The sequence below is a fragment of the Myxococcus qinghaiensis genome (assembly GCF_024198215.1).
Classification (GTDB): domain Bacteria; phylum Myxococcota; class Myxococcia; order Myxococcales; family Myxococcaceae; genus Myxococcus; species Myxococcus qinghaiensis.
In genome coordinates this window covers 194,575-220,031 of sequence record NZ_JAKCFA010000005.1, presented here as the reverse complement: position 1 = coordinate 220,031, position 25,457 = coordinate 194,575, and the positions used below count along the sequence as shown (strand labels likewise).

The 25,457-nt window shown below is 69.1% G+C and carries 28 protein-coding genes; 12 read left to right on the top strand and 16 right to left on the bottom strand.

All coding sequences use genetic code 11. From position 1 onward, the window contains the following. Nucleotides 1–207: 207 nt before the first annotated feature. Nucleotides 208–891 (top strand): LysM peptidoglycan-binding domain-containing protein, encoded by a 684-nt coding sequence (locus LZ199_RS10965; protein WP_253993600.1) that lies wholly within the window; start codon nucleotides 208–210, stop codon nucleotides 889–891. A gap of 78 nt (nucleotides 892–969) precedes the next feature. On the opposite strand, the gene LZ199_RS10960 is transcribed toward LZ199_RS10965, so the two are convergent. Next, the gene (locus tag LZ199_RS10960) at nucleotides 970–1,845 is read right to left on the bottom strand and encodes a LysR family transcriptional regulator (protein WP_253993599.1); all 876 of its coding nucleotides are present in this window, start codon (nucleotides 1,843–1,845) and stop codon (nucleotides 970–972) included. A gap of 111 nt (nucleotides 1,846–1,956) precedes the next feature. On the opposite strand from LZ199_RS10960, the gene LZ199_RS10955 reads away from it, so the two are divergent. After that, nucleotides 1,957–2,256 (top strand): YiaA/YiaB family inner membrane protein, encoded by a 300-nt coding sequence (locus LZ199_RS10955; RefSeq protein ID WP_253993598.1) that lies wholly within the window; start codon nucleotides 1,957–1,959, stop codon nucleotides 2,254–2,256. Nucleotides 2,257–2,298: 42 nt separating this feature from the next. Then, nucleotides 2,299–3,000, top strand: a complete 702-nt coding sequence (locus LZ199_RS10950) for an ATP-grasp domain-containing protein (RefSeq protein ID WP_253993597.1) — start codon at nucleotides 2,299–2,301, stop codon at nucleotides 2,998–3,000. Nucleotides 3,001–3,008: 8 nt separating this feature from the next. Here LZ199_RS10950 and LZ199_RS10945 read toward each other — a convergent pair whose 3' ends face one another. From LZ199_RS10945 to LZ199_RS10925, 5 genes are all read right to left on the bottom strand, one after another. Beyond that, nucleotides 3,009–3,788, bottom strand: a complete 780-nt coding sequence (locus LZ199_RS10945; RefSeq protein ID WP_253993596.1) for a hypothetical protein — start codon at nucleotides 3,786–3,788, stop codon at nucleotides 3,009–3,011. A gap of 10 nt (nucleotides 3,789–3,798) precedes the next feature. Continuing rightward, nucleotides 3,799–4,311 (bottom strand): hypothetical protein, encoded by a 513-nt coding sequence (locus tag LZ199_RS10940; protein ID WP_253993595.1) that lies wholly within the window; start codon nucleotides 4,309–4,311, stop codon nucleotides 3,799–3,801. Between the two features lie 156 nt (nucleotides 4,312–4,467). After that, complete coding sequence (locus LZ199_RS10935) at nucleotides 4,468–6,096, bottom strand: DUF4419 domain-containing protein (protein ID WP_253993594.1); 1,629 nt, start codon at nucleotides 6,094–6,096, stop codon at nucleotides 4,468–4,470. A gap of 147 nt (nucleotides 6,097–6,243) precedes the next feature. After that, complete coding sequence (locus tag LZ199_RS10930) at nucleotides 6,244–7,056, bottom strand: SIR2 family NAD-dependent protein deacylase (RefSeq protein ID WP_253993593.1); 813 nt, start codon at nucleotides 7,054–7,056, stop codon at nucleotides 6,244–6,246. 76 nt (nucleotides 7,057–7,132) lie between these two features. Next, a complete protein-coding gene (locus tag LZ199_RS10925) occupies nucleotides 7,133–8,356 on the bottom strand; it encodes a metallophosphoesterase (protein WP_253993592.1) in 1,224 nt (407 codons plus the stop codon). Between the two features lie 121 nt (nucleotides 8,357–8,477). On the opposite strand from LZ199_RS10925, the gene LZ199_RS10920 reads away from it, so the two are divergent. From LZ199_RS10920 to LZ199_RS10910, 3 genes are all read left to right on the top strand, one after another. Beyond that, the gene (locus tag LZ199_RS10920) at nucleotides 8,478–8,921 is read left to right on the top strand and encodes a cytochrome c oxidase assembly factor Coa1 family protein (protein ID WP_253993591.1); all 444 of its coding nucleotides are present in this window, start codon (nucleotides 8,478–8,480) and stop codon (nucleotides 8,919–8,921) included. A gap of 36 nt (nucleotides 8,922–8,957) precedes the next feature. Next, nucleotides 8,958–9,485, top strand: coding sequence for a hypothetical protein (locus LZ199_RS10915; RefSeq protein WP_253993590.1), 528 nt, complete (start codon nucleotides 8,958–8,960; stop codon nucleotides 9,483–9,485). Between the two features lie 135 nt (nucleotides 9,486–9,620). Next, nucleotides 9,621–10,418: a TIGR00266 family protein gene (locus LZ199_RS10910; protein WP_253993589.1), complete on the top strand. Its 798-nt coding sequence runs from the start codon at nucleotides 9,621–9,623 to the stop codon at nucleotides 10,416–10,418. A gap of 64 nt (nucleotides 10,419–10,482) precedes the next feature. On the opposite strand, the gene agmC is transcribed toward LZ199_RS10910, so the two are convergent. The 4 genes from agmC to LZ199_RS10890 all read right to left on the bottom strand — a co-directional run bounded on the left by agmC (nucleotide 10,483) and on the right by LZ199_RS10890 (nucleotide 14,797). Further along, nucleotides 10,483–12,882: an adventurous gliding motility protein AgmC gene (agmC, locus tag LZ199_RS10905; protein WP_253993588.1), complete on the bottom strand. Its 2,400-nt coding sequence runs from the start codon at nucleotides 12,880–12,882 to the stop codon at nucleotides 10,483–10,485. Nucleotides 12,883–12,945: 63 nt separating this feature from the next. Next, on the bottom strand, nucleotides 12,946–13,440 hold the full coding sequence (locus tag LZ199_RS10900; protein ID WP_253993587.1) for a hypothetical protein: 495 nt from the start codon (nucleotides 13,438–13,440) through the stop codon (nucleotides 12,946–12,948). 13 nt (nucleotides 13,441–13,453) lie between these two features. After that, nucleotides 13,454–13,957 (bottom strand): cupin domain-containing protein, encoded by a 504-nt coding sequence (locus tag LZ199_RS10895; protein WP_253993586.1) that lies wholly within the window; start codon nucleotides 13,955–13,957, stop codon nucleotides 13,454–13,456. Nucleotides 13,958–14,017: 60 nt separating this feature from the next. Then, the gene (locus tag LZ199_RS10890) at nucleotides 14,018–14,797 is read right to left on the bottom strand and encodes a class I SAM-dependent methyltransferase (protein WP_253993585.1); all 780 of its coding nucleotides are present in this window, start codon (nucleotides 14,795–14,797) and stop codon (nucleotides 14,018–14,020) included. A gap of 107 nt (nucleotides 14,798–14,904) precedes the next feature. On the opposite strand from LZ199_RS10890, the gene LZ199_RS10885 reads away from it, so the two are divergent. The 4 genes from LZ199_RS10885 (at nucleotide 14,905) to LZ199_RS10870 (ending at nucleotide 17,656) form a co-directional block, all read left to right on the top strand. Next, nucleotides 14,905–16,191 (top strand): citrate/2-methylcitrate synthase, encoded by a 1,287-nt coding sequence (locus LZ199_RS10885; RefSeq protein WP_253993584.1) that lies wholly within the window; start codon nucleotides 14,905–14,907, stop codon nucleotides 16,189–16,191. Between the two features lie 58 nt (nucleotides 16,192–16,249). Then, nucleotides 16,250–16,537, top strand: a complete 288-nt coding sequence (locus LZ199_RS10880) for a hypothetical protein (RefSeq protein ID WP_253993583.1) — start codon at nucleotides 16,250–16,252, stop codon at nucleotides 16,535–16,537. Nucleotides 16,538–16,604: 67 nt separating this feature from the next. Further along, the gene (locus tag LZ199_RS10875) at nucleotides 16,605–16,841 is read left to right on the top strand and encodes a hypothetical protein (protein WP_253993582.1); all 237 of its coding nucleotides are present in this window, start codon (nucleotides 16,605–16,607) and stop codon (nucleotides 16,839–16,841) included. 449 nt (nucleotides 16,842–17,290) lie between these two features. Continuing rightward, complete coding sequence (locus LZ199_RS10870; protein ID WP_253993581.1) at nucleotides 17,291–17,656, top strand: hypothetical protein; 366 nt, start codon at nucleotides 17,291–17,293, stop codon at nucleotides 17,654–17,656. Between the two features lie 116 nt (nucleotides 17,657–17,772). Here LZ199_RS10870 and ychF read toward each other — a convergent pair whose 3' ends face one another. The 6 genes from ychF to LZ199_RS10840 all read right to left on the bottom strand — a co-directional run bounded on the left by ychF (nucleotide 17,773) and on the right by LZ199_RS10840 (nucleotide 21,688). Then, the gene (ychF, locus tag LZ199_RS10865) at nucleotides 17,773–18,882 is read right to left on the bottom strand and encodes a redox-regulated ATPase YchF (RefSeq protein ID WP_253993580.1); all 1,110 of its coding nucleotides are present in this window, start codon (nucleotides 18,880–18,882) and stop codon (nucleotides 17,773–17,775) included. 45 nt (nucleotides 18,883–18,927) lie between these two features. Next, entirely contained in the window at nucleotides 18,928–19,479 is a 552-nt protein-coding gene (gene atpF / locus LZ199_RS10860) for a F0F1 ATP synthase subunit B (protein ID WP_253993579.1), read from the bottom strand. A 125-nt stretch (nucleotides 19,480–19,604) separates the two neighbouring features. Next, entirely contained in the window at nucleotides 19,605–19,838 is a 234-nt protein-coding gene (locus LZ199_RS10855) for an ATP synthase F0 subunit C (protein ID WP_163863744.1), read from the bottom strand. Nucleotides 19,839–19,974: 136 nt separating this feature from the next. Further along, nucleotides 19,975–21,021, bottom strand: a complete 1,047-nt coding sequence (atpB, locus tag LZ199_RS10850) for a F0F1 ATP synthase subunit A (protein ID WP_253993578.1) — start codon at nucleotides 21,019–21,021, stop codon at nucleotides 19,975–19,977. Beyond that, nucleotides 21,021–21,425, bottom strand: a complete 405-nt coding sequence (locus tag LZ199_RS10845) for a hypothetical protein (protein WP_253993577.1) — start codon at nucleotides 21,423–21,425, stop codon at nucleotides 21,021–21,023. Before LZ199_RS10845 ends, atpB begins: the two co-directional genes overlap by 1 nt. Continuing rightward, on the bottom strand, nucleotides 21,422–21,688 hold the full coding sequence (locus tag LZ199_RS10840; protein WP_163863747.1) for an AtpZ/AtpI family protein: 267 nt from the start codon (nucleotides 21,686–21,688) through the stop codon (nucleotides 21,422–21,424). The genes LZ199_RS10845 and LZ199_RS10840 overlap by 4 nt, the downstream gene beginning before the upstream one ends. A gap of 329 nt (nucleotides 21,689–22,017) precedes the next feature. On the opposite strand from LZ199_RS10840, the gene LZ199_RS10835 reads away from it, so the two are divergent. Together LZ199_RS10835 and LZ199_RS10830 are read left to right on the top strand one after the other, a co-directional pair. Next, nucleotides 22,018–22,536, top strand: a complete 519-nt coding sequence (locus tag LZ199_RS10835) for a YbhB/YbcL family Raf kinase inhibitor-like protein (RefSeq protein ID WP_253993576.1) — start codon at nucleotides 22,018–22,020, stop codon at nucleotides 22,534–22,536. Between the two features lie 307 nt (nucleotides 22,537–22,843). After that, entirely contained in the window at nucleotides 22,844–25,435 is a 2,592-nt protein-coding gene (locus LZ199_RS10830) for a GAF domain-containing protein (RefSeq protein ID WP_253993575.1), read from the top strand. Nucleotides 25,436–25,457: the final 22 nt, after the last annotated feature.

Genomic DNA, 25,457 nt, shown 5'->3' with positions numbered 1-25,457 from the left:
GCGGTCCGTCCGGTAGGTGGCAGCCCGGAGCTTCTCACTCTTGGAGAGAGAAACTCCGACTCCTGGTGCGGCGGCGCTCCGCGCAAGTGCGCGAGACCTGGAGCCTTCACCGAAAGCTCCGGCGAAACACGCGCCTCCAAGCAACTCGGGGTCTCAACCGCCGAGAATAGGTGCAAGTCGTACATGAACCTCTTCGGAGCCGTTCTTATGAGCTACCGCATTCAGTCCGGCGACACCCTGTCCGCGCTCGCCAAGCGCTACGGCACCAGCGTCGACGCCCTGCAGAAGGCGAATCCGCAAATCAAGAACGTGGACCTCATCTACGCGGGGGACACGCTCAAGCTCCCCGGCGCCACGGACGGCTTCGATTCTCCCTCGGGTCGCACGGGGCCGAACCTCACGGGCGGCGTGACGGGGCCCTCCGGCACGAACTCGGGTGAGGGCGTGAAGGGCCCCAACGGCAGCCCGTTCGACATCGCGCGCTCGCACCTGAACAAGAACGCGGGCTCCCTGAAGCTCGAGGGCAGCGGCGTGGGCGCGGACATGGAGGACTGGGTCCCCAACAACGTCAACTGCGCCAACTTCGTCTCCGCGTGCCTGGAGCAGGCCGGACAGATCACCAACGGCCAGCACGACAACAGCGTGATGGGCCTTCAGAGCAAGCTGGACGCGGACCCGGACTTCAAGCGCGTGTCCTTGCAGGACGCGAAGCCCGGCGACGTGGTGTCCATGAAGGTGGGCAGCGGCCAGCACGTGGTGATGTTCGCGGGCTGGCAGGACGGCAAGCCCCAGTTCATCGGCTCCAACAACGTGAACTCGGATGGCTCGCAGCGCATCACCATCAGCAGCATGAACTACCCCATCATGTCGGTGCACCAGTACCAGGGCTGAGCCGGCGCTCCGCCGAAGTGCCCCCGGGGCTTCGCCTCCGCCACTCGCGCGGAAGCGAGGCCCCGTTTCACGTCCGGCTCACGGCTTCGGCGCGAGCGCCAGCGCGGCCTGGATGAGCGGACTCTTCGCCGCGGACCTGCGCCACGCGGCGTGAACGCTCCCCGAAGGCACACCGGGCAAGGGGCGGGAGACCACCCCGGCCTCGCGAGGCCCGCCCGGCAGCAGTGAAGCGAGCAGCGAGTAGCCCAGCCCCGCCGCGACGAAGCCGAGGATGGTCTCCGACGAGTCCGCCGCATGCAGCCGCTTCGGCTTCACGCCCGCGCGCGCCAGCTCTCCGAGCTGAAGCTCTCGCAGGTGTCGGTCCGTGCTGTACGCGATGAAGGCGTCCTCGCGGAGCGCGTCCAGCCGCACGCGGCGACTCTTCGCCTGGGGGTGGTGCGAGGGCAGCACCAGGAAGGGATGCGTCCTGCCCACCTCACGCACGTCCACTTCGTCGGGGACGTCGGGCAGGTGGTCCACCACCAGGTCGGTGTCACCGGAGCGCAGGATGTCCACGGCGGGGACCTTGGACTCGAAGAGGACGACCTCGATGTCGGGGCGCTTCGCCTGGAGCCGCCGCAGCCAGGCGGGCAGCAGGTGGCGCAGCACGTGCCCGGAGGCGTGGATGCGCAGCGTGCCACCCACCTCGCCCTTGCGCAGCGATTGCACCACCGAGTCCAGTCCCTCCAGGAACGGCGCGACGTGCGAGTACAGCGCGCGACCTTCGGGGGTGAGGACGACGCGGTCCTTGCCCACGCGCTCGAAGAGGGCGACGCCGACCTCGGCCTCCAGGCGTTTGACCTGCTGATGGATGCCAGGCTGGGTGATGGGATACGGGAATGAGCTGACAGCTCGTGCGTAGCCTTCCGCGCGGGCCACGCGGTAGAAGCCCTCCAGGCGCTGGAGTTGAATCATGCACTCCAGGTTATCAATGGTGCCTCGATTAGTTCCATGCGGTTTCCGACGGGAAGCGGCATGTTTTCTCCACGTCAGCGAGCACGGCTCGGTCTCGACGAGGAGAAAAGAATGTCCCGCTCCACCCCGAAGGTCGTCGTCGCGCACAGCTCCGCCTGGGTCATCCAGACCTGGCTGTCCTTCGCCCTGTCCGTGGGCGTCACGGCGGTGGGCATCTGGAACCTGCCGGTGGACGCCTGGGTGAAGGCCTTCCTGGGCATGGGTCTGCTGTTCAGCGTGGGCTCCACCTTCAGCCTGTCGAAGACAGTGCGAGACCAGCATGAGATGGACCAGCTCGGCACTCGGCTGGACGAGGCGCGCGTGGCGAAGATGCTCTCCGAGCACGACCCGATTGCTCCGCCGAGGATGTAGTGCCGTTATTGGGTCCGCGCGGGATGAGGTAGCGTCTCGCGCATGTTCCAGGGGCTCAGTCTGTTGATTCCGGCCAAGGCCGACCCGGAGCGCGACGCGGTCGCTCGCGCATGGGAGGCGGGGGGAGGAACGGTGCTGCGACTGGACCGCTTCTGGAGCCCGCCCGCCGTCACGCCCGCGCGGACCCGCCTCTATGGCAACGACACCTTCTGTCTCGTCGTGGCCCAGAAGCTGGGCCTCACCCTCGTCTCGCCGCCCGATGACCTCCTGCTGCGCGTGGACCCCACCTGGCTGGGTCGCGAGGTGCACGGCACCACGCTGGAGCAGGTCGTCACGGAGCCCTTTCCGCGCTTCATCAAGCCCCAAGTGCCCAAGGTGTTCCGCGCGGGTGTGTGGAGCGAACCCGAGGCCCTGAGAAGTGAGTGCAAGGGCCTCACGCCAGAGACGCCCGTGCTGTCCTCGGAGGTCGTCACCGTGCACGCGGAAGCCCGGGCCTGGGTGCTAGGAGGCCAGCTCCTCACCTGCGCGCTGTACGAAGGTGAAGGCGACCTCGCGGGCGCTCGGGCCTTCCTGGGCACCGTGGCCCAAGCGGCGGTTCTCCCGCGCACCTGCGTGCTGGACGCGGCGTGCATCGAGGGCCGTGGCTGGGTGCTCCTCGAAGCCAATGCCACCTGGGGCGCCGGCCTCAACGGCTGCGACGCGAGCGAAGCGGCCCACTGCCTCGCCGAGGCTTCACACGCCTGAGCCACGACTCAGGGCGCGCCGCGTCCCGTGCGCACGCTGACGAGCGCTTCCTCCAACAAAGGCAGCGCCTTCTCCGTCCATCCCTTCAGCCGCGCGCGAGGGGACAGCGCGCGGTGGTCAGGATGAATCAGGCCCGCGAGCGTGGCCTCTTCAATGAACTGCGCCTGTTGCTCCGGATTGAGCTCCTCCCAGCGCAAGCCCCGCTCCACACCCTTGCGCCAGTCATAGCCGTCTCGAGAGAGCTGCGCGACGATGGCCGAGCTCATGTACGCGGTGCCACCGTGTTGGTGCTGCCACACGTGCACCAACTCGTGCACCAGCAGCCCCAGGTCCGTGGGGCCGCTCCTCGGCGGGACGAAGACGGTGTCGCCGTGCACGAACGCACGCCCCGACCCACCCAGAATCCCGATGGGCCCTTCCTTCAACCGCACCGCCGCGTAGTCCACGCTCGCGCCGAAGATGGGGCGCAGCAACTCCACCTCGAACCCCGACAGCCGGCGTCCCACGGGCTCCATCCACAAGAGCACCTGCACCGCGCTCACCACGCGGCCCACCAGCATCAGGAATACATCCACGGGAAGCTGTGCCACGCGCCACAGCCCACGTCGCAGCAGGAAGCGCCCTTCACGCGGACGTCCCCGGGCATACAGGGCTACTCCACCGACCACGCCCGTGAGCACCACGCGCAGGCCTCGCACGACACCCACGAAGGCACTCACCACGCCCGTGAGCAGGCCACGGCCTGCGTCCACCAGCCGCGAGGCCAGCGAGGAGCCCCCCACACTCATGGGTTGAACCTCAGCGTCCCGCGGCGGCTCGAAGCGGAGCGCTCAGCCCCAACGCGGACTCCACCAGCGAACGCATGGACCCCGGACGCCACGGACGCGCCAGCGCGAAGTGCGTCAGGCAGGAGCCGCTGAACGCCTCCGCCAGCTCCGGGCAGAAGCGCGAGGACACCAGGATGCGTGGGCCCGCGAAGTCCTTCTCCACCAGCTTCGCCAGGAACGCGTGCGCCGAGTCGCGCTCCGCCGAGTCCAGCACCACCACCACCGCCGCCGGCACCACGCCCATCTCCAGCCGCCGCGTCGCCGACGCCATGCCCGTCGCGTGGATCAACCCCACCACCGGCGCCAGCTCCCGCCCCATGGCCAGCCGCAGCAACGGGGACTCGGACACCACCATCACCGCGGGAGCATCCTCGGAGGCCATGGCGCGGCGCGTCTCGTACACCTCGACGGCACCGACATCCCTCAAGCGAGGCGCGGGAACGGACTGGAGCAGACGCGGCTGGATGGTGGTGGCGGGGGGCACGCATCGGACAATAACCAGGAATAGCGGAAATATCAAATTACACTTCAACTATCGGAGTAGTCCGCTCTCCTGGGTTCAATGACATGGCCACGGCCCCGGGGCACGGGCCCCAAGGGTCATGGCTTTTCGTTCAGTGAGTCATGAACAACCCAGACATTACTTCCTGCGCCGCGGCATGGGCGCGCGCGGAGGCGGATTCTCCCAGGGCTCCAGCTCCTCGAAGAGCGTCCCCAGCACTGGCAGGTCCGTGGATCCACCGTGCTCCAGCGCGTGGACGAGCAGCTCGGTGAGCGAAGGGCCCACGACGGGGAGGTCCGTCGCGCACTGGCGGGAGCGAAGCGGCGGCGTCACCCGCTCGAGCTCCAGCATCACCTCGTCCTCGGGCCGCTTCCCCGGAGGCAGCGTCAGGGGCTCCAGCGCGTCCGCGCGCAGGCGCACGTAGCAGTGCGGACGACGGCCGCTGCAGTAGCGCAGCGCGAGCACCGTCCCATCCGGCAGGTCGACGAGGCACCGGACCGGCACGACGTTGTCTCCGACTCCGTCAACCGGGATGTGGACCTCGGTGTGCTCGGACGTGGAGCGCACGCGCCAGGGCTTCGTGTCCGGGAAGAGCGTGGCGCGGGTGAGGTGGTCATAGAGCGCGTTCAGCTCGGCGACGCCCTGGTACGTGGAGGCCTCGGTGGCGCGAATCGCAGAGTGCTCGGCGACGATGCGCTCGACGACCTGGGCCATGGAGGCGTGCGACCTCCGCACCAGCACTCCCGCGCGAGGCACCAGCGCGCCCTCCGAGTCCACCGCCACCGCGAGCACACCTGCCTCCAGGGACCACGTCTCGCGCCAGTCCGACGTGAGCGCCGAGAGATGAAGCGGAACGCAGGCCAGCCCGGAGGGCACCTCGTGCAGCGCGAGGCCGGGGCCCCAATGCCAATCATTGGCATCCTGGCCTTCGGCCGCCTTCATCATGTCCGCGTGGGACTGCTCCAGCATGGGGTTGCGGCGGTTGAAGCGCCCGGCGTTCCGCACATACGGGAACAGCCGCATCACCCAGCCCGACGCGCGGTCCCAGCCATACGCTCGACGAGGCTTGTACAGCTCCGACCAGAGCTCGCGGTCCGGATGGCCTTCCGAGGTGCGCACGAGCTCATCGACAATCGGGATGAGCGACGAGGTCCACCAGCCCAGGTCGAACTCGGCGAGGACGTCGATGCGGCGGCGGATGGCCCGCCAGTCCTCCGGCGTGCCGAGCACGGTGATGCGAGGGATTCCACACATCACGGAGAGGGCGAAGTCGAAGTACGGGGACATCGCGTCCATCAACACCACGTCCCCCGCCATGCGCTCCACGTCGGTGCTGGTGGAGAAGTCACACGACAGGAGTCGGGGAAGTCCCGGCCCCAGCTCCTCGCGAAGCAGCTCACGGAAGGCCGTGAGGGTGTCGCGGAACTCCTCCTCGGTGCGAGGCGCGGCGGAGACGCCCACCGTCAGCGTCCGTCGGCCCGAGTGTCGGACGAGCCGGCCTCGCAGCGCCTCGGAGTGCAGGCGGATGTGGTGGGCGAACCCCTGGGCCAGGGTGAGCCACACCACGTCCGGAGATAGAACCAGGGGGCGATGCTCGGCGAAGGCGATGTGGACTGCGGCGAGCAGCGGGTGCACCCCCTCGGGGTCCACCACCCGGGTGTCAGCGGCCGGCGCCAGCCACAGCGCCTTACCCACCAGGCTCCCCAGGGGTACGGTCTCCAGGGGAGTCACAGCCTCTTCGACGGAATCCACTGCGAAGGTCGTCATCGGTACGTCCCCTCGTCACGGTGTGTGGAATGAAGCCGCCACCCGACGCGGGTTTTCACGCCCACCTGACAGGACGCTCGGCGCGCCACGGCTTGAGATACAGCAGCGGCCCCTCGCCGCAAGGAGCCGGGGCCATCCGCCTCGAACTCAACCCCGCAGGGAACGGACGAGCTCGGGGAGCAGCTCCTCCGCGCGCCCCGCCACCGCCTGGATTCCCTGGGGCGGAGCCACGCCCGAGGGGTCGATGCTGAACATCGGAGTGCGGCGCTTCAGCGCGAGGGCGCGGATGCTCTCCGTCACGCCCACCGAGAACGACGTGCCGATGAAGACGACCAGCCGGCTCTGTCGTGCCAGGTCGTACACCCGCTCGATTTCGTACCCGAGGTGCTCGGAGTAGTACTCGTCGAACCACAGGATGTGAGGTCGCACGAGACTGCGGCAGCTCGGGCAGCGCGGCACCGTCTCGCGGCTCGGGCTCGCGTGGAGCGCGCTGAAGTCGAGCGTCTCCAACGGAATGGTGCCGGTGGGTGGCCCCAGCTCGCAGCCACGGGAGGAACACCGCGCCAGATGCAGGCTCCCATGCACCTTCACCAGCGCCTGGCTCCCAGCCTGCTCATGCAGCGAGTCGACATTCTGGGTGACGATGGTGAAGCCGCCGCCCTGCCCCGTCTGCCAGCGCTCCCAGTCCACCAGGGCCGCATGCGCCGCGTTGGGCTTCGCGCCTCGGGCCAGCTCGCCGCGCTGGAGGTACATCTTCCAGGACTCGTGAGGAAACAGCTTGAAGTAGGCGCGGGTCCCCTTCTGCGTCACCTCGTTCGCCCACACCGCGCCCGGGTCCGTGCCCCGGAACGTGGGGATGCCACTGGCCAGGCTGATGCCCGCCCCCGTGACGACGAGCACCGACTCGGCGGCCACGCCGCGCGCCGTGGTGAGGAGTTCATCGAATCCAGGAACCGTCACGCAAACACCTCCGCACGAGCGGACGGACGCATCCCGGTGAGCATGACACGGCGCCGCGGACTCCAGATTACATGAGTTACAGTACTGCCGGAACGAGCGTCAGCTCCGCGATTTCGGGAGAGGGCCCCAGCCGCAGCGGCGGTCCCCAGTAGCCGGTGCCCCGGTGCGTGTACACGCGCACGCCGGCGACGGTGGCCAGCCCTCGCACCACGGGCTGCTGCAGCTTGATGAAGAACATGAACGGGAACACCTGCCCGCCATGCGTGTGTCCGGAGAGCTGCAGGTCCACGCGCACGCCGGACCGGGCCACCTGCAGCGCCGACCTCGGCTGATGCGCCAGCAACACCACCGGCACGCCCTCGGGCGCCCCCGCGAGCGCCGCGTCGGGACGGCTCGCGTGTGAAGGCACGATGCTCCCCGCGTTGAAATCCGTCACCCCCGCGACGACGAGCCGCGCGCCGTCCCTCTCCACCACGCGGTGCGTGTTGCGCAGCACCGTGAGCCCCAGCCGCGCGACCTCCGCCTCCCACGCGGGACCGCCGTGGTAGTACTCGTGATTGCCCGTCACGTAGAACACGCCGAGCGACGCGCGCAGCTCCGCCAACGGGCGCACCTCCTCGCGCAGCTCCTCCACCCCACCGTCGACCAGGTCTCCCGTCACGGCGATGATGTCTGGCTTCAGCGCGTTCACCTGCTCCACCACGCGCCGCAGCCACCGCCCATCCAACGTGGGTCCCACGTGGACGTCTGAAATCTGCACCACCCGCAGGCCGTCCAGGCCCGGCTGAAGTCCCTTCACCGGCACCGTCACCCGCTCCACCGTCGCCTTGCCGCGCGCCGTGACGAACGCGAACACCACCGCCGGCACCGTCGCCGCGCCCACGATGCCGGCCTTCCACCGCGCCAGCGCCAGCGCATCCGTCACCACGCCCGTCCACCCCAGCACCGCGCCGACGACGTCCGCCATCACCACGGCGCTGAGCAGGATGCCGAAGCTCCCCAGCCACACGTACGACGTCCACAGCAACACACGCCGGGCCGGCGTCGGCTCGCCCCGGCTGCCCACCAGTCCGGCCGGTATCGACACGAACAGCAGCGCCATCAGCGCCACGCCCAGCACACCCCAGGGTGAAGGCCACGCGGGGCTCACGAACAGCCGCACCGCGAGGTACGCGTGCAGCGAGCCCAACAACGTGAGGATGCCGCCCAGGGACATCAGCCAGCGCAACACCTGCCTGGGAGCCGCGCGCGGCGCCCGCCGTGACTCTTGCTCCACGCCTTCCGACGACAGCTCCGCCACGGCCAGGACCTCCGAACAGGGTGACTCTCACCCGGTGGGGAGGCGGAGCATAATGGCCGCCTCCGTCGCCTGCCCGGCAACCCGCGCGGCTGCTCGTTAGTGTGGGGACCCGGAGACCTACATGCGTCCGCACCGCCTCGACAGTCCCTGGCAGAGCTGGATGATGGCGGCCGCGCTCGTGCTCGGTGGGCTCGGATGCTTCGCCAGCGGTGTGGCCTGGGTCTCCCGCTCGCTCTTCCAGGACATGGAGCAGGAGCTGCGCCGCAACGACGTCCACCGGCTCGCGCTGCGCACCGCGGAGGCCAGCCCGCTCGCCACCGAGCGACTGGGCACCCCGCTGACGAGCAGCTTCCTCACCCTGCGCGCCCACGGCTCCAACCTCCATGAGGGCCTGGTGGACTTCGACCTGACCGTCCAGGGCCCGCTCGGCCGGGGCGTCCTCGAAACCCAGGTGACCTATACGAAGGACCTCTGGACGCTGCGCAGGCTGGTGCTACGCCCCGAGGGCGGTGATTCCGTGGAGCTACTCACCGGAGGCAGCACGCCCGCCCTGCCTGCGGACTGAGCACACGGGGTGTCTTCGCTGCCTAACTTGAGGGGCATGAAGACCACGCGCCTCCTTGCCCTTGGACTGCTCGCCTGTGGCCCTGCCCTGGCCGCGCCAGCAGCGGATTCCCTCCACTTCCGGACGAACGACCGCTCCGTCACCGTCCGCGTCGCCGACGACCAGCTCTCCAGCGCTGACATCCAGCTCTCCTTCAAGGAAGACGACACCGTGCGCGGTCAGGCTTTCGGTCGCCCCGTCAACCTCACCGTGAAGGACGACACCATCCGTGGCACCTACGGTCAGCGCCCCGTGAATCTCGATGTCACGGACAAGGAGGACACCATCGACGCCACCGGCACCTTCGGCGGCCAGGTCACCAGCTTCCAGGTGAGTCCCCAGCAAATCACCGGCACCGTGGGCGCGTGCAGCTACGAGCTGCTCATCACCCGCCATGACCGCTACGAGGGCTACCGCACCTGCGCCGGCAAGCTGGACAAGAGCGTCTCGCTGACCATCCCCTCGTCGCTCGCGGACGATGAAGAGGAGCTCGTCACGGCGCTGTCCATCCTGCTCGCGCAATAGCCGCGCTGGGACTCCGTCTGGCTCAGGCATCGCTCGGAAGCCGGGACGCATTCCGGTGCGCTCGCGGGTTGAGCGATGCAACGGGGCGGCTATGGTGCGCCGTCCCTTTCCGACTGACGACGACGGAGCGATTCCATGGCGCAGATGCACGAGGTCGACTTCCACATCTACGGCGATGACCTGCAGTTCGTGGAGGTGGAGCTGGACCCGCAGGAAGCGGCGGTGGCCGAGGCCGGCACCCTCATGTACATGGAGGACGGCATCGAGATGGAGACCATCTTCGGTGACGGCTCGGAGAAGAAGAGCGGCTTTCTGGGCTCGCTGCTCGGCGCGGGCAAGCGCCTGCTGACGGGCGAGTCCCTCTTCACCACCGTCTTCCTCAACCGGGGCGGCGGCAAGCGCAAGGTGGCCTTCGCGGCGCCCTACCCCGGCAAAATCATTCCGGTGAACCTGCGCGAGCTGGGCGGTGAGTTGATTGCGCAGAAGGACAGCTTCCTCGCGGCGGCCAAGGGCGTGTCGCTGGGCATCGCCTTCCAGAAGAAGCTGGGCACCGGCCTGTTCGGCGGCGAGGGCTTCATCATGCAGCGGCTCCAGGGTGACGGCCTCGCCTTCATCCACGCGGGCGGCACGCTGCGCGAGCGCACGCTGGGCCCGGGTGAGCTGCTGCGCGTGGACACCGGCTGCATCGTCGCGTTCCAGCCCACCGTGGACTACGACATCCAGATGGTGAGCGGCATCAAGACGGCCTTCTTCGGCGGCGAGGGGCTCTTCTTCGCCACGCTGCGCGGGCCGGGAAGGGTGTGGCTCCAGTCGCTGCCGTTCAGCCGCCTCGCGGGCCGCATCCTCGCCGCCGCGCGTCCGGGTGGGGCGCGCGACGAGGGCAGCGTGCTGGGCGGTGTCGGCCTGGGCTCGCTGCTCGGCGGCGACGACTAGGCTTTCCGCGCCGTGTCACGGAGGGCCTCGCTTCCCACGGCGGGAAGCGGGCCCTTCGCCTCGACTAACGCTGGCGCCGACGAAGCAGCGCGGCCAGCCCCACGAGCAGGGTCCACGCGCCCGCAGCGCCCACGGGAGACGCGCCGCAGCCGCCGCAGCCCACGTCCAGCGCGGTGGGGCCGCGCACCTCGAAGGCGGTGTCCGGAGACCGCGGGCCCGGCGTGCCCGACTCCCCGTTGAGCGAGTATGCCGCCACCGCGTGCGCCCCCGAGGAGAGCGCGCTGTCGCTGGCCACGAGGTGACGGAACGCGCCCGTCGAGTCCGCGACCACCGTGGCCACGCGGGTGCCATCGACCTCGAGTGCCACGGAGGCACCGGCCTGAGCAACGCCCGCGAACAGCGGCGTCGGGTCCACCAGCTCACCCTCCGCGGGCACCACCAGCACGGGCATCTCGCGAGTGATGACCGTGCCGCCATCTCCCGAGCCGGCGTCCGAGCCCCCATCCGCCCCAGCGTCCGGGCCGGGCGTTCCCGAGTCTCCCGCGTCCGGCACCGGCGTCGTGCCGGCGTCGTCATCCGCCAGCACGACTTCGAAGACGGTGTTGGGAGAGTCGGGTCCGAAGTCGCCTTCGCCGTGCCCGTGCGCGTTGACGCGGTGGGGGCCCGGGTCGAGCGGTGCGTTCGCGGGAATCTGGTAGCGGAAGCGACCGAAGGCATCCGCGGGGACGATGACCTCGTCGCGATTGTCGATGTAGAGGCCCACCGTCAGCGCATTGGGCGCCACACCCGCGATGTACGGCGTGGGCCCCATCACCTCGCCTTCCTCGGGCACGACGATGACTGGCTGGGGAATCGCGGGGGCTGCGGCGACCGTGAAGCTCACGGACCCGGGCCTGCTGTAGGCCCCCAGTCCCTCGGAGACAGCGGTGACGGTGTGAGCGCCCGAGGACAGCGCGGGGAGCGGGTCGTCAACCTCGGTGAAGAAGCTGCCATCGGAGCTCGACGACACCTGCGCAATCTCGACACCGTCCACGGCGATGATGATGCGCAGGCCCGGGTCCGCCACGCCCTCGATGACCGGGCGCGAGGACACATCCACCGCATTCGCGAGCGGCAGGGTGAGGGTCGGCGTGGCGGGCGTGGCGTACCCATAGGTGAACACCCGCGCGGTGCCGCCCCCACCGACGCCCGCGCCATGCGTGGGCCCGTGGGTGCCGGCGCTGGCGGACGTCGTCCCCGCGGCGCCTCCCGAGGACACCATGGTGCACGACACCGGCGTGCCGTTCAGCAACACGTGCCCCCCCGAGCCGCCGCCTCCAGGCCCGAACTGGATGGACTCGGCGAGCACGTTGCCACCATTTCCACCTCGCACCTCGACCTGGCCACACGCCAGCCCGGCGGCGGTCCTCACGATGACGGAGCCACCCGCGCCTCCACCTCCGGCGCCGTCCTCGCCACTTGCCGCCACCGAGGACGCGCCATTCGCGGTGATGCGGCCCGTCCCAGAGACGCTGGACGCCCGGACGAACACGATGCCACCCCCCGCGCCTCCGCTGCTTCCCACGCCGTTGTCGCCTTCACCCGCGCCGCCACCTCCGCCGAAGAGCATGGCATCGACAATCGAGTACTCCATCAACGTGCCGCCCAGGCCGCCCACGTCGCGCGAGCCATCCAGGAAGGAGGAGCGTCCGCCTGTTCCACCGAAGCCCCGGTGCCCGCCGCCTCCACCGCCCGCGTTGCTGCAGTTGCCGCCGCCTCCCGCGTTGACCAGGTTGCCGCGCCCGGAGGCCGAGCTGAAGCGCCCCACCACCACGCCCTCGCCCTTGTGGGAGCCGCCCAGGGTGGTGGAGAGGTCACCGCCCTCGCAGGCCGTGCGAGAGGTGTTGTTGGCGAAGGCCCCGCCCCGGAAGCCAGCGCCGTCGGCCTGGATGACGCCGTTGTTGATCAACGCGCCCGAGGCGAGAAAGGCCACGATGCCCCCGCTGTTCCCATCCCAGGCAGGCGGCACGACCGAGCCGGACGCCGTCACGTTGACGCTGCCGTACTCGGGCACCGTCACGACCTGCGCGCCCGGGGCGGTATAGGAATGCATGAGCGGCGCGGTGAGCCGGAGCACGGTGGGGCTGCCGACCACCACCGAGGACACGCGCGCCAGCTCCCAGCGCCCCACATTCCCGGGGCTCGTCTGGCCCGTGCTGCCCGAGGGAGTGCTGGACGGGAAGCCCATCGTCTGGTGCACCATCACCAGACCTCCCGTCGCGGGCGCCGCGGAGGTATCCACCGAGAGCGAGGTCTCACCGCGCCGAGCGCCGACCGGCATCCGCATCGCGGTGTTGATGATGGTGCGCGCGGTGTTGACGGTGAGGGCGCCGTTGCGACCGTTACCCAGGCCGAAGGAATCCGGCTCGGCCAGGACGGAGGAAGACCACAGCAGCAGGAGCGGCAGGCAAGGCGCTAAACGCATGTGCCCCCCATGCTGCCCCAGAACGTGGGACTCCCGCGAGAGCGTGCGGGGTCCTATCTGACGTCAGTCGACCGGACGCGTCAGGGCCCGGGCGTTGCGGGGGGCGAAGAAGGGCTGGCGCACGAGGCGTGGAAGGGTGCGCTTGTCGATGCACCAGAGCTGGAGCGCGTCCTCCCATTCGCCCAGCTCGGCGATGGCGCGCACATCGGCGGCGTCGCGGTAGAGGTCATTGAGGTTGTGGACGAGGGCGGAGAGGTCCTCCACCTCCCAGCGCTCGGTGACGTCGCCGGCCTGGACGTGCAGCTCGAGGACGGGGCGCTCGCGGACGTCCACGACCTTGAGGTTCCGAGCCGCGCCGCCCATGGCCAGGGTGAGCGGCCCCATGAGCTCATCGGGGCGGACGCCGTAGGCGACGGAGAGGCCGCCGACGAGCAGGCCCGCGTCACACAGGCGCAGCAGGGAGACGTGGGGCGGCTCGCCACAGGGGAGCAGCTCCGTGGCGGCGTCGCGGTCCTTGAGGAGCCGCTCTCGGGTGAGCACGTCGAGCAGGGAGGACATGAGGGCGACAAGCCTATCGCTCCTCGCCGCTCCAGTAGTCCACCTCGGCGGAGAGGGGCAGGACGGTGTACAGGGTCCGCGCGGCCTTGTCGCCACCTGGGGCGGAGCCGGCGGTGACACAGAGCTTCTTCGAGTCCGGGTACACCATGACGTCCGGCTCCACCATGGTGGAGAAGGCGAGGTAGCGGAGTGTCTCGGCGCCGTCGTTGACGAGCTGGTGCGCACCCGTGGGGCCCACGGGGAGGGCCACGTAGTCGCCGGCCTTCACGGGCAGCGTGGTGTCGCCCAGGCGCAGATGGCCGGTGCCGGAGAGGATGAAGTACGCCTCTTCGTTGGCCAGGTGGAAGTGGAGCGGGAAGGCGTGCTTGCCGGGAGCCAGCTCCATCAGGCTGCAGCCGAGCTTCTGTCCCTTCGCGGCGGCGCCGAGCTGCTTGCGCCGGTACGAGACACGAGGGCCCTGCGTGACTTCGGTCCACGGGAGCGAGGGCTCGTGGACGAGGTGGGGATGTGAGGACATGGGGTGTGCTCCAGGTTCAGGGGCGCGAGGGCTCGTGAGGACATGGGGTGTGCTCCGGGCTCAAGGGCGCGTGGCGATGAGGGCGAAGACGCGGTGGGGGATGTCGAGCGTGTCGTGAGGGAAGCGCTCGGCGAGGAGTCGGGCGTGTGCGGCGTCGAAGCGCTCCACGTCAGCGGGAGGCAGGGTGGCGCCGACCATGGCGCTGGCGCGGGAGCGGCCTCGCCAGGACTCGTGGGTGTAGGGCAGGAGCACGTCGAAGGAGAAGGTCTCCAGGGGCGTGAAGCCCGCGTCGCTGACGTCGCGGAGCCACTGTGGGTAGAGGCCGACGCCGCAGCCGAAGCGAGCGTGGTCCGGCGGATTGGGATTGAAGTCCTCCATGAGGGCCTCGGTGGCGGCGACGACATTGCCGGGCAGGGATGTCCAGTCCAGGTGCGCGATGACCAGCTTGCCGCCAGGGACGAGCAGTCGAGCGGCCTCGCGAGCCGCGGCGGGCCGGTCGAACCAGTGCCAGCACTGCCCTGCGGTCACGAGGTCGAAGGCGCTGGAAGGCAGGCCCGTGGCCTCGGCGGGGGCTTCGCGTGAATCGATGGACAGACCTGCCTCGGAGGCGAGCTGGCGTCCGGCCGCGAGCATGGACGCGGACACATCGAGCGCTGTGACTGAGCAGCCGTGTCGCGCGAGTCCTCGTGCGACGGTGCCAGTGCCGGAGCCGAGGTCCACGGCACGGAGTCCGGGGCGGAGGACGTTCTCCCGGGCCAGACGGGTGAAGAAGGCGTCCGGGAAGCCCTGGCGGTGTTTCGAGTAGTCCTCGGACGTGCGACCAAAGTCGACGACAGGCATGACAGTTCTCCTCTCGCGTCGTCCCGAGTGTCGCGTGGGCCCAAAGGCTCACATCGACAAGGGAATCGAGTCGAGTCGACAATGCGTGTTCAGGAGGTTGCGGAGATATGAGTAGACGCAAGGGTGGACGCTCTCAATCTCGATTCGACCATCGACCCGAGGAGCAGCTCGTCACCGCGGTGGAGGCGGCGGCGCTCCTGGGGGTGAAGCGGGCGACGCTGTACACGTACGTGAGCCGTGGGCTCGTGCGCTGCGTGCCCGAGCCGGGGACGAAGGAGAACCGCTATGTGCGCTCGGATTTGGAGCGACTGAAGACGCGGCACGACGCACGTGCGGGGCACGCGGCGGTGGCCTCGGGGGCGCTGCGCTGGGGTGAGCCCGTCATCGACTCGTCCGTGTCGCAGGTGGGCGCGGAGGGGCTGGCGTACCGGGGACACTCGGCGGTGGCGCTGGCGATGGAGGGGCGGAGTCTCGAAGCGGTGGCGGAGCTGCTGTGGACGGGGAGACTTCCGGAGCAGGACCCACGGTGGGAGAGCGAGGAGCCACCGTTTCCGCCGTCGGAGCTGGCGAGGATGCTGCCGAGAGACACGCCACCCGTGGCGGCGTTGTCAGCCCTGCTGCCACTGCTGGCGGCCAGGGACGCAGTGCGCTTCGCCGCGCCGCCTGAGCAGGAGAAGGCCAGGGCGAAGCGGCTGCTGCGTCAGCTGGCGGCGTGGGTGTGCGTGGCGCACGCGCCAGGACGGGTGGCGCGGGCACTGCGAGTGCAGACCGTGGCGGAGTCGCTGGCGCTGGCATGGGACTCCAAGGTGAAGCGAGCCCCGGAGCTGCTCAATCGCGCGCTGGTGTTGTGCGCGGACCATGAGCTGAACGTGTCGACCTTCACGGCGCGGGTGACAGCGTCCTCGGGAGCAGACCTGTACGCATGCCTGTGCGCGGCACTGGGGGCACTGTCAGGGCCGAGGCATGGAGGGGCATGTGACAGGGTGGAGGCGCTGTTGACGGAGGTGGGAAAGCCAGAGCGAGCGGCGGCCGTGGTGCGCGAGCGGCTGCGCCGTGGCGAGTCCGTGCCCGGCTTCGGACACCAGCTCTATCCCGACGGAGACCCGAGGTCCCCGCCCATCCTGGAGGCAGCAAGGGAGGTACGGCCCGAGGCGCCGAGGGTCAAAGTGGCAAGGGCGGTCCAGGAGGCGATGACAGAAGCGGGACACCCGGCGCCGTCGGTGGACCTGGGACTGGTGATGCTGGCGGAAGCGCTGGGCCTGCCCCCGGGAGCAGCGGCGACAATCTTCGCAGTGGGGCGCGCGGCGGGCTGGGTCGCACACATCCTGGAGCAAAGGGAGCAGGGCCACCTCCTGCGCCCCAGGGCACGCTACGTGCAGCCGCCTCGGCAATGACTTCCCTCCCTACTCGTGCTGCTGAGCAGACCCGGATGTTTGAATCGGAGAGCGTGGGATGAGGCCCCTGCACATCGTGGTGGCCCTCATCATCCTCGCGGCCTGCGTGGTCCGCTCGTGGCCCTACTGGATATTCATGTCCCGAACCGACACAGGCGTCCCCCGTGGATTCTATGCCTGCGGCCCATTTAGAGAAGAGGGCACACTGCGCGTTCGGTATTGCATCGTCGGTGTCGACGGATTCATCCTGCGCGATGAGCGCACCGCGAGCGGTCGGACTGAACGCATCTGGTATTTGAATGCGAATTTCAACACAGAATACGCCAGGGAGGTCATCAATCCATGAGCCGAGTTCGACAGCCTCAGCATCTGCGGTGCTTGCCCTGGGAACAGGCCGTGAAGGAGGCAGGTCCGTGAGCTTTCGAGTGGGCCAACTGGTCCGGGTGATGTCTCTCCCTGACGGGTTGGCACAGTTGCCCGAAGAATCCAGAGAGGTCTTCCGAGTTTGCCTTGGCGGGACGTTCCCCGTGGAGGAAATCGAATCCGACGGCGTGCTCGTCCTGAACGTCTCGCAAGTAGCGGTCCCGCGCTTCGGCGGGCACCGTCACATCATCATGGTTGACCCCACCCATGTGGTGCCCGCTGAGTAGGAAGAGACTTGAGTTGTCCATGCGATTGAGCAGGAAGGCCATTCTCGTAAGAGTGGGAATCGGGGTCGCTGTCTTGGCGGGCTGCGTCCTGCAAGTCTGGTCTGAATGGTCGTACTTCAACAACACCAAACCCATGCGGCATCTTCAAAACGTAGCAACGGTGGTCGTTGACTACAAAAGAGCAACAGGAGCATGGCCTCAATCGCTGAAAGACCTGTCCCCACCTGGATGCACGGGTGACGCATGCATCCTGACGCCAGGGGTTCCCCTCGATGACTGGCGCAGGGAGCTCATGCTCACCAACGACGCGGGATGTCTCACTGTATGGTCGCTCGGTCGCGATGGGCAGCCCAGCTCCGACGACCTGATCGTTCGCATCCAAGAGTCGTGTCAGCCTGACAAACAGCCCTGACCCCTGAACAGCAACACGGCCAGTCTCACGAATAACGATGTTGTTTTCCCGCCACCCCGAGCACTCGCAGGTTGGCCGCACGCGCCGCACGGTGGACACTGCGCCCGTGGACCCACGACGCGCCTATCCTCGATTCGCCATCGCCTCCCTCTTGGGCAACGTCGCCTTCCTCGCCTCCTGGGGTGTCGTGCTCGCACGCCCCTCCGGCTGGCTCGTGGTCGGCCCCATCCTCCTGGCCCTCTTCGTCCTCCTCCGCGTGGGCGGCATGTGGCTCTACGCCCGCCAGCAGCCTGAAGGCAGCGACCGCATCCGCCGCGCCGCCCTCTTCACCACCCTGCTCGCCCTCGTCGGCGTCGGCCTCTGGGTCGCCACCGCCCTGCGCGGCCCCCGCATCAGCTTCTAGCCGCGCCCACCCCCAGAAACGCCTCGCGGGCGCTCCCAGAAGGCCCCAAGGCCCTCCAGAACGCGCCCGCGCGGTACATCCACAGCTCGCAGCCCCATAAGGGCCGCGTCAGCCCGTCACACGTTGAAGCGGAAGTGCATGCAGTCACCGTCCTGCACGACGTACTCCTTGCCTTCCATCCGCAAGAGCCCCTTCTCCTTCACCGCGGACTCACTGCCCAGCTTCACCAGATCCTCCCAGCGCATCACCTCGGCCTTGATGAAGCCGCGCTCGAAGTCCGTGTGGATGACGCCCGCCGCCTGCGGCGCCTTGTAGCCCTTGTGAATCGTCCAGGCGCGGCACTCCTGCTCGCCCACTGTGAAGTACGTCCACAGGCCCAGCAGCGTGTAGCCCGCCCGCACCACCTTGTGCAGACCCGGCTCCGTCAGCCCCGCGCTCTCCAGGAAGCCCGGACGCTCCGTCTCGGGGAGCTGCTGGATTTCCGACTCCAGCGCCGCCGCGAGCACCACCACGTCGAAGCCCTCCTTCGCGGCCATCTCCTTCACCGCCGCGACGTGCTTGTTCGCGTCTTCCTTCCCAATCTCGCCCTCGCCGATGTTCGCCACGTACAACACCGGCTTGTCCGTCAGGAGGAACAGGTCGTGGATGACGGCCTTCTCGTCCTCGGTCAGCTTCTGCGCCCGCACGGTGATCGCGGAATCCAGCCCGGCCTTCACGCGGTCCAGCAGCGCGACCTCGGCCTTGGCCTCGTCACCGGCCTTGCCGCCCATCTTCGTGTTCTTCAAGGAGCGCTCGCGGCGCTTCTCCACCGTCTCCAGGTCCTTGAGGCACAGCTCCGTGTCGACCACGTCCCGGTCCCTCACCGGATTCACCCCGCCCTCGACGTGGGTGACGTTGTCGTCCTCGAAGCAGCGCAGCACGTGCAGCACCGCGTCCACCTGGCGGATGTTGCCCAGGAACTGGTTGCCCAGGCCTTCGCCCTTGGAGGCGCCGCGCACCAGGCCGGCGATGTCCACGAACTCCAGCGACGTGGGGACCTTCTTCAGCGGCTTGATGAGCTCGGAGAGCTTGTCCAGCCGCTCATCCGGCACGGGCACCACGCCCACGTTGGGCTCGATGGTGCAGAAGGGGTAGTTGGCCGCCTGCGCGCCCGCGGCCGACAGCGCGTTGAACAGGGTGGACTTGCCCACGTTGGGCAGCCCGACGATTCCGATGGATAGCGCCATGGTGATTCCCTGGAACACGCGCGCCGGGGGGCGCGCTTCCCCGAACTAGGCCGACCGGCGGACGCCGGCGTTGCCGGAGCCGCTCAGCGGAAGGCCCTTCACGAACTGCTCGGCCAGCGCGCGGTGCTTGCTGTCGTCCATGCGCTCGCTCATGAGCTTGCCGGCCACTTCCATGGCCAGGTCCACCGCCATGGCGCGGACCTCGGCGATGGCCTTCGTCTTCTGCTCGTCGATTTCACGACGCGCGCTCAGCTTCAGCTCCTCCGCCTCCTTGCGGCTCTTCGCCATCAGCTCCTCGCGGAACTTCTCCATCTCCTGCTGGTTGCGGCGCGTCTCCTCGGCGGCCTGACGGCGGGCCTCGGAGATGGCCGTCTTCTGGTCGGCCAGCAGCTTCTCCGCCTCGGCGCGCTCACGCTTGGCGCTCTCGATGGCGGCCGAAATCTGCTTCTCACGCTCCTCGACCAGCTGGAGGATGGGTCCCCACGCCTTCGCCTTCAGGACGAAGAACACGATGACGAAGGTGACGAGGGTCCAGAAGATGAGGCCCGGCTGGACGCTCACGAGGCTGCTGGCGGCGAGGACGTTGGGCAGGAACATGGTGGCGTGTCCGGCGTGAGGGATGAGACGGCGAGGGCTTCAGGGTGAAACAGCCTGAGGAAGAGGCACCGGCGCCCGCGATGTGACCCGCGAGCACCGGCGCTTCCCAGGCACCTGCGTTGAAACTAGGCGGTCTTGGTCGCCAGCAGGATGCAGACAACCAGCGCGAACAGCGTGGCGCCTTCGATGAGGGCCGCGGCGATGATCATCGTGGTGCGGATGTCGCCACCGGCGGCGGGCTGACGGCCCGTGGCGTCCATGGCGGCGGCGGCGAGCTTACCGATGCCGAGGGCGGCGCCGATGATGGAGAGGCCGGCGCCGAGGCCGGCGGCGAGGAAGGCAAGAGCGAGGTTGGTCATGGCGGTGCTTCTCTTTTCTAGCGAAGGACCCACTTGTGGGGGGGTCGTGATTCCCTTCAGGACTACCTCTGACGGCCTTTCGAACCGCCAGGTCTTCTACGCGGGGCGTCTACTGCCGCCGCCCCGCTAACTTGTCTCAGGCGTGCGCCTTGCCGTGGTCGTGGCTGGGGCCCAGCTCCGAGTGGCCGTGGCCGTGGTCATCCGCGTGGCCGTGGTCGTCGTGGTGATGGCCCGTGGCCACCGCCATGCCGATGAACAGCGCCGACAGCAGGGTGAAGACGTACGCCTGCACGAAGGCCACGAACAGCTCCAGCAGGTAGATGGCGAACGCGAAGGGCACGCTCACCGCCGCCACCGCCGGATGGCCGAGGATGAAGATGAGGCCGATGAGGAAGAAGAGGACGATGTGGCCCGCCAGCATGTTGGCGAACAGACGCATCGTGAGGGCGAAGGGCTTGGAGATGAGGCCCAGGATTTCCACCGGGACCATGATGATCCACAGCGACCAGTGCACGCCGCCCGTCAGGTGCTTCAGGTAGCCGCCCAGGCCCGCCGCGCGGATGCCCGCCGCCTGCGTCACGAAGAAGGTGCACAGCGCCAGGCCGCACGTGACCGCCAGGTTGCCGGTGGCCGTGGCCATCCAGGGGACCAGGCCCAGCAGGTTCATGAAGAGGATGAAGAAGAACGCGGTCAGCAGATACGGCACGTAGCGCGGGCCGTCCTCCTTGCCGATGTTCTTGATGGCCATCTCGTCACGAACGAAGAGCACCAGCATCTCGATGAGGTTGGCGCCCGTGCCGCGCGGCACCAGCTTCGTCTTGTCGCGGCTGCTCCAGATGAAGATGGTCGCGAGCAGCAGCAGCGCCGCCAGCCACATCATCACCGTGTGCTTGGTGATGGAGAGGTCCAGGCAGCCCCCCATCAGGCCCGACCAGCCGGAGGGCGCCACCAGCCCGTGGTCCGTCATCACCGGCGCGCAGTTGCCGATGCGGATGGGCGGAATCGCGCCCAGGTGGATGGGCTGGCTGAGCGGAACCTCCAGCTCGAAGTCGTTGGTGTCCGCGACGTGGTGGAGGATGTAGTCCGGCACACTCGGCTCGTTACCCTCGCCGTGGCCCCCGGACGCCGAAGCCCACGCCGTGGCTACGAACAGACAGGTGAACAGCACCATTGCCTTGCGCATCACTCGTCTCCGCCCGCCGCGCTTTTGGACGCGGCCATCACGTAGCTGACTTCAATCCATTGCAGCGCGAAGTAGACGCCAAAGAAGCCGGCGATGAACGGCACCGGCTGCAGACCTCGCGAAATCATCCCCAACAGCCCCACCAGCACCGCCACCGCCCGCAGGCCGAAGACCACCGCCACCACCTTCATGGCCGCCTTCAGGTCTTGTTTCACCGCCCGCCGCTTCAACAACAGCGCCACCACGCCCGTCACCACCGCCAGACCCACGCCCCACAGCGCCGCCACCCGGTCTTCCACCACCGTCGGCAACAGCCCGGCCACCGCCACGCCCACCACCGCCACCCCGGCCGCCAGCCCCGCATGGGAGCCGAAGGGGTCCTTCTCCTCGCCCTGCCCCGTCACTTCCGCTTCCCCAGTCGGGCCATCTCCCGGAGGAATCCGTAGAAGCCCACGCAGATACCCAGCAGGCTCAACCCCAGGAGCAGCCACGGCGCCGTTCCCAGCTTCTTGTCCAGCCAGTAGCCGCCCAGCACGCCCACCACCGCCCCACCCACCAGCTTCCACACCGCCGAGACGTAGGGCTCGGCCGCCCTCATGTGGCGAGCCATCGACCCCAGCTCGCTGCCGTCCGAAGCGACCTTCTTTGGGGGTTCTTGCTCCACCATTCGGACGCCTCCCCAAACCCTGGGAAACCCTCGGATTTCCCATGCCACCCAGATCCAACCCCTTCACACGCGGGCGCCGCTTAACACCGAATGAGCGACACGTGCAACCGCTACAGTGTCCCGGCACGGGGCGCCGCCAGCGGGGGTTGGGGCACCCGGTAGCGCAGCTATCACCTCCAGAGCGGCAGCCGCCCTTTTTCAGAGGGGCACCGAGGGCCCGCCCGCTCCGTCCCCGGGGTGCCCGGCGGTTCAGCGGCCGGGATGTCGCTCATCCGCGTCGGGGCGTGCGCGTCGCCAGCTTGCTCCTATCCCGATTCTCGGAGGACCCCATGCCCAAGCCCCTCGTGCTGACGTCCCCCCGCTTCAAGGACGGGGACCTCATCCCCATCGCCTTCACCGGCGAGGGCGAGGACACCGCCCCACCCCTGCACTGGGAGAACCCGCCCGCCGGGACGAAGAGCCTGGCGCTCATCGTCGAGGACCCGGACGCCCCGGACCCCAAGCGCCCGCAGCGCATCTTCTGCCACCAGGTCCTCTACAACATCCCCCCGGGCGCCCAGGGGCTGCCGGAGGGGGCCCGGATGGACGGGCTGCCCCCCGGGACGCGGGTGGGGCTCAACGACTTCGGCCACCAGGCGTACGGGGGGCCCATGCCGCCTGTCGGCCGGCACCGGTACTTCTTCCGGCTGTACGCGCTGGACGTGGTGCTGCCGAACCTGAACCGGCCCACCCGGATGGATTTGTTGAAGGCCATGGAGGGCCACATCCTGGGCCAGGCGGACCTCATCGGCCTGTACGAGAAGGTCCACCACCGGGGCTCCGAGCAGGTCCCGGGCCCGTCGGCCTGAGACGGCTCGAGTCTCGAATGCTCGCCAGGCCTGCCGACGAGCGCATGGCCTGACAGGTGGGCGGAGCCCGGGTTCCGGGCCCGCCCGCATCATTTCCTGTCATCGCCCGCATCTTGTGTGACGCACGTCAACCCTGACATGGGCGTGCCCTGATGTAAGGGGAACCCGCGAGTCGTTGGCCGCGTCTGTGGTCTGGTCATCGAAGCGCCGGGGCACCCACTTCTCCACCCTTGCATGCGGTGAAAGAGTCACGGATGCCGTGACGCCACCCATCCGAGGCGGAGCCCCTTATGGCTCCTTCGACGAAATGTCCGTAGGCGTTTGCGTCATCCGCGAGCGCCGCTTCGTGTATGTGAATGATGCGCTGGGCCTCCTGGTGGGGCACCCGCGCGAGTCCATCGTGGGTCGACCCGCGACGCTCCTCCTGACGGAGTCGAGCGTGACGGAAGTGATGGACCAGCAGTCGCGCCGACTGCGCGGCGAGTCGGTGTCCAGCACCTACGAGGCGGCGCTCCTCACCGCGACGGGAGAACGACAGGTGGAGATGACCATCATTCCCAGCGGGCCCGACTGGGTCGCGCTGGTGCGCGACGTCACGTCCCGGGGCCTGCGGCGCAGCGTGCTCCAGCGGCTGGCGGAGATGGGCGCGGGGCTGCCCGCCCTTCGCACCGAGGGCGAGGTGCTGCGGCGGGTGTTCTCCGGGCTCGAGGAGCTGGGGCTGGCCTTCGCGTGGCTGTCTCCGGAGGGCGAGGGCGTGCGGCTGGGGCAGACCTTCGTCCCGGTGGCACTGGTGCCCGCGGACGCGCGGATGATGAGCGGACGGTGGGTGCGGGACGTGGTGGGCCGCTGGCCGTCGCTGCTGTCCCGGGCGTGGAAGGAGGGCTCGGCCTACTCGAATGACTTGTCGATGGAGGTGGCCTGGTTCCTCGACGGCGCCCTGGCGGACGAGGCTCGGAGCACGCTGACCCGGGCCGGGACGGCGCACACCATCGCCGTGCGCATCGACGTGGAGGGCCGCCCCCGCGCGATGCTGGCGCTGGCCGGGGAGTGGCTGCGCGAGGAGGAGATGGCGCCGGTGCGACTGTTCGGCGCGCAGGTGTCCGCGGCACTCGACGCGGCGCTCACCATCTCCCGGCTGTCCGCGCAGAACACGGCGCTGGCGGCACTCAACCGGCTGGCCTCGGAGGCTGCGTCCGCGCCCCACCCGCGCGCCTTCTTCGGGCCGGGCACGGAGGAAATCGTCGGACTCGTGGCCTGTGACGCCGTGAGCATCTTGCTCCCTCAAGAGAACCAGATGGAGCTGGCCTACGCACGCGGGATGGACCTGGAGGACGCGGACACGGACCGCTTCGCGCGGCTGTGGCTGTCGGGCGGTCTATGTACCCAGGCCCAGCAAGAGGGCGCGCCGCTGGTGGTGGAGGTGGACGACTGCCCGGGCGGGCTGCGCGAGGACTTGCGTCAGCGCGGCTTCCAGACGCTGGTCATCATCCCCCTGCGCGTGCGCTCGCGCGGCGTGGGCACGCTCAGCATCTTCTTCCGCGAGTCCCGGAACCTGACTCCCCTGGAGCTGGAGACCTTGCAGGCGATGGGCACCCACTTCGCGGCGGCCATCGAGACACATCGGCTGTTGCAGGAGCTGCGCGGACGCGCCGAGGACATGGCGCTCTTGCACGAGGTGGCCCGGGCCCTGGCCACCACGCTGGAGCTGGACAAGCTGCTGGCCACGGGTGTCACCAGCCTGGCGCGCATCATCGACACGCCGGATGCGTATGTCCTCATGCCGAACTCCACCGGCGAGTGGCTGGAGGTGCGCGCGGTGAGCGGCAACCACCCGGAGCTGCTCGGGCGCTGCCTGCCCGCGGGCGCGCCGGATGCGTCCGCCACCGGGCTGGCCTTCCTGACGCGCGACCTGGTGATGGTGGAGGACGCCATCACCGACGTCCGGGTGGACCAGGAGCTGCGAGAGAGCGCCTCCGCGCAGGCGTTCCTCGTGCTGCCGTTGGTGGTGAGGGACAGGCCCGTCGGCGTCATGGTGGCCTCCGAGACTCGACGCCCCCGACGCTTCTCCCCGGCGGAAGTGGAGCGCGCGAGCGCCATCGCCAACCAGCTCGCGCTGGCGCTGGAGGGCGCGCGGTTGGTGGAGGACTTGAAGGACAGCTACGTGGAGCTGGCGCGGACGCAGGAGCAGCTCGTGCGGCGCGAGCGGCTGGCGGCCCTGGGTGAGCTGTCCGCCGTGGTGGCCCACGAGGTGCGAAACCCCCTGGGCGCCATCTTCAACTCGGTGGCCTCCATCCGCAGAATCATCGGCCCGGGCAGTCCCGCCGAGCCGCTGGTGGACATCGTCGCGGAGGAGGCGGACCGCCTCAACCGCATCGTCGCGGACCTTCTCACCTTCGCGAGACCTCCCGCGCCCCACCCCCATCCGGTGCCGCTGGCGCCTTTGGTGGAGGACGCGGTGCGCGGGGCGCTCGCGGAGTCAGCTGGCGCGGTCCGCGTGGAGCTGGATTTGGAGGAGGACGTCCCGCCCGTGACGGTGGACGAGCGGATGATGCGGCAGGCGTTCCTCAACCTGGCCATCAACGCGATGCAGGCCATGCCGCAGGGAGGACGGCTGCGGGCCGCGGTGCGCCGCGCCGCGGGTGCGCCCGAGGTCATGGTGGAGTTCAGCGACACCGGCCCCGGCATCACCGCCGAGGTGCGCGCCCGCATCTTCGAGCCCTTCTTCACCACCAAGGCCAAGGGCACCGGCCTGGGGCTCGCCGTGGTGAAGCGCATCATCGAATCCCATCAAGGACACCTCACCCTCGACTCCCAGCCGGGCACCGGCACGTGCTTCCGCCTCTACCTGCCCCTGAATTCGCCGGGCTCCGCGCGCCCTCCGCTGCTGGCCGTTCCATGAGCCGTCCACGCCCTCGACAGGA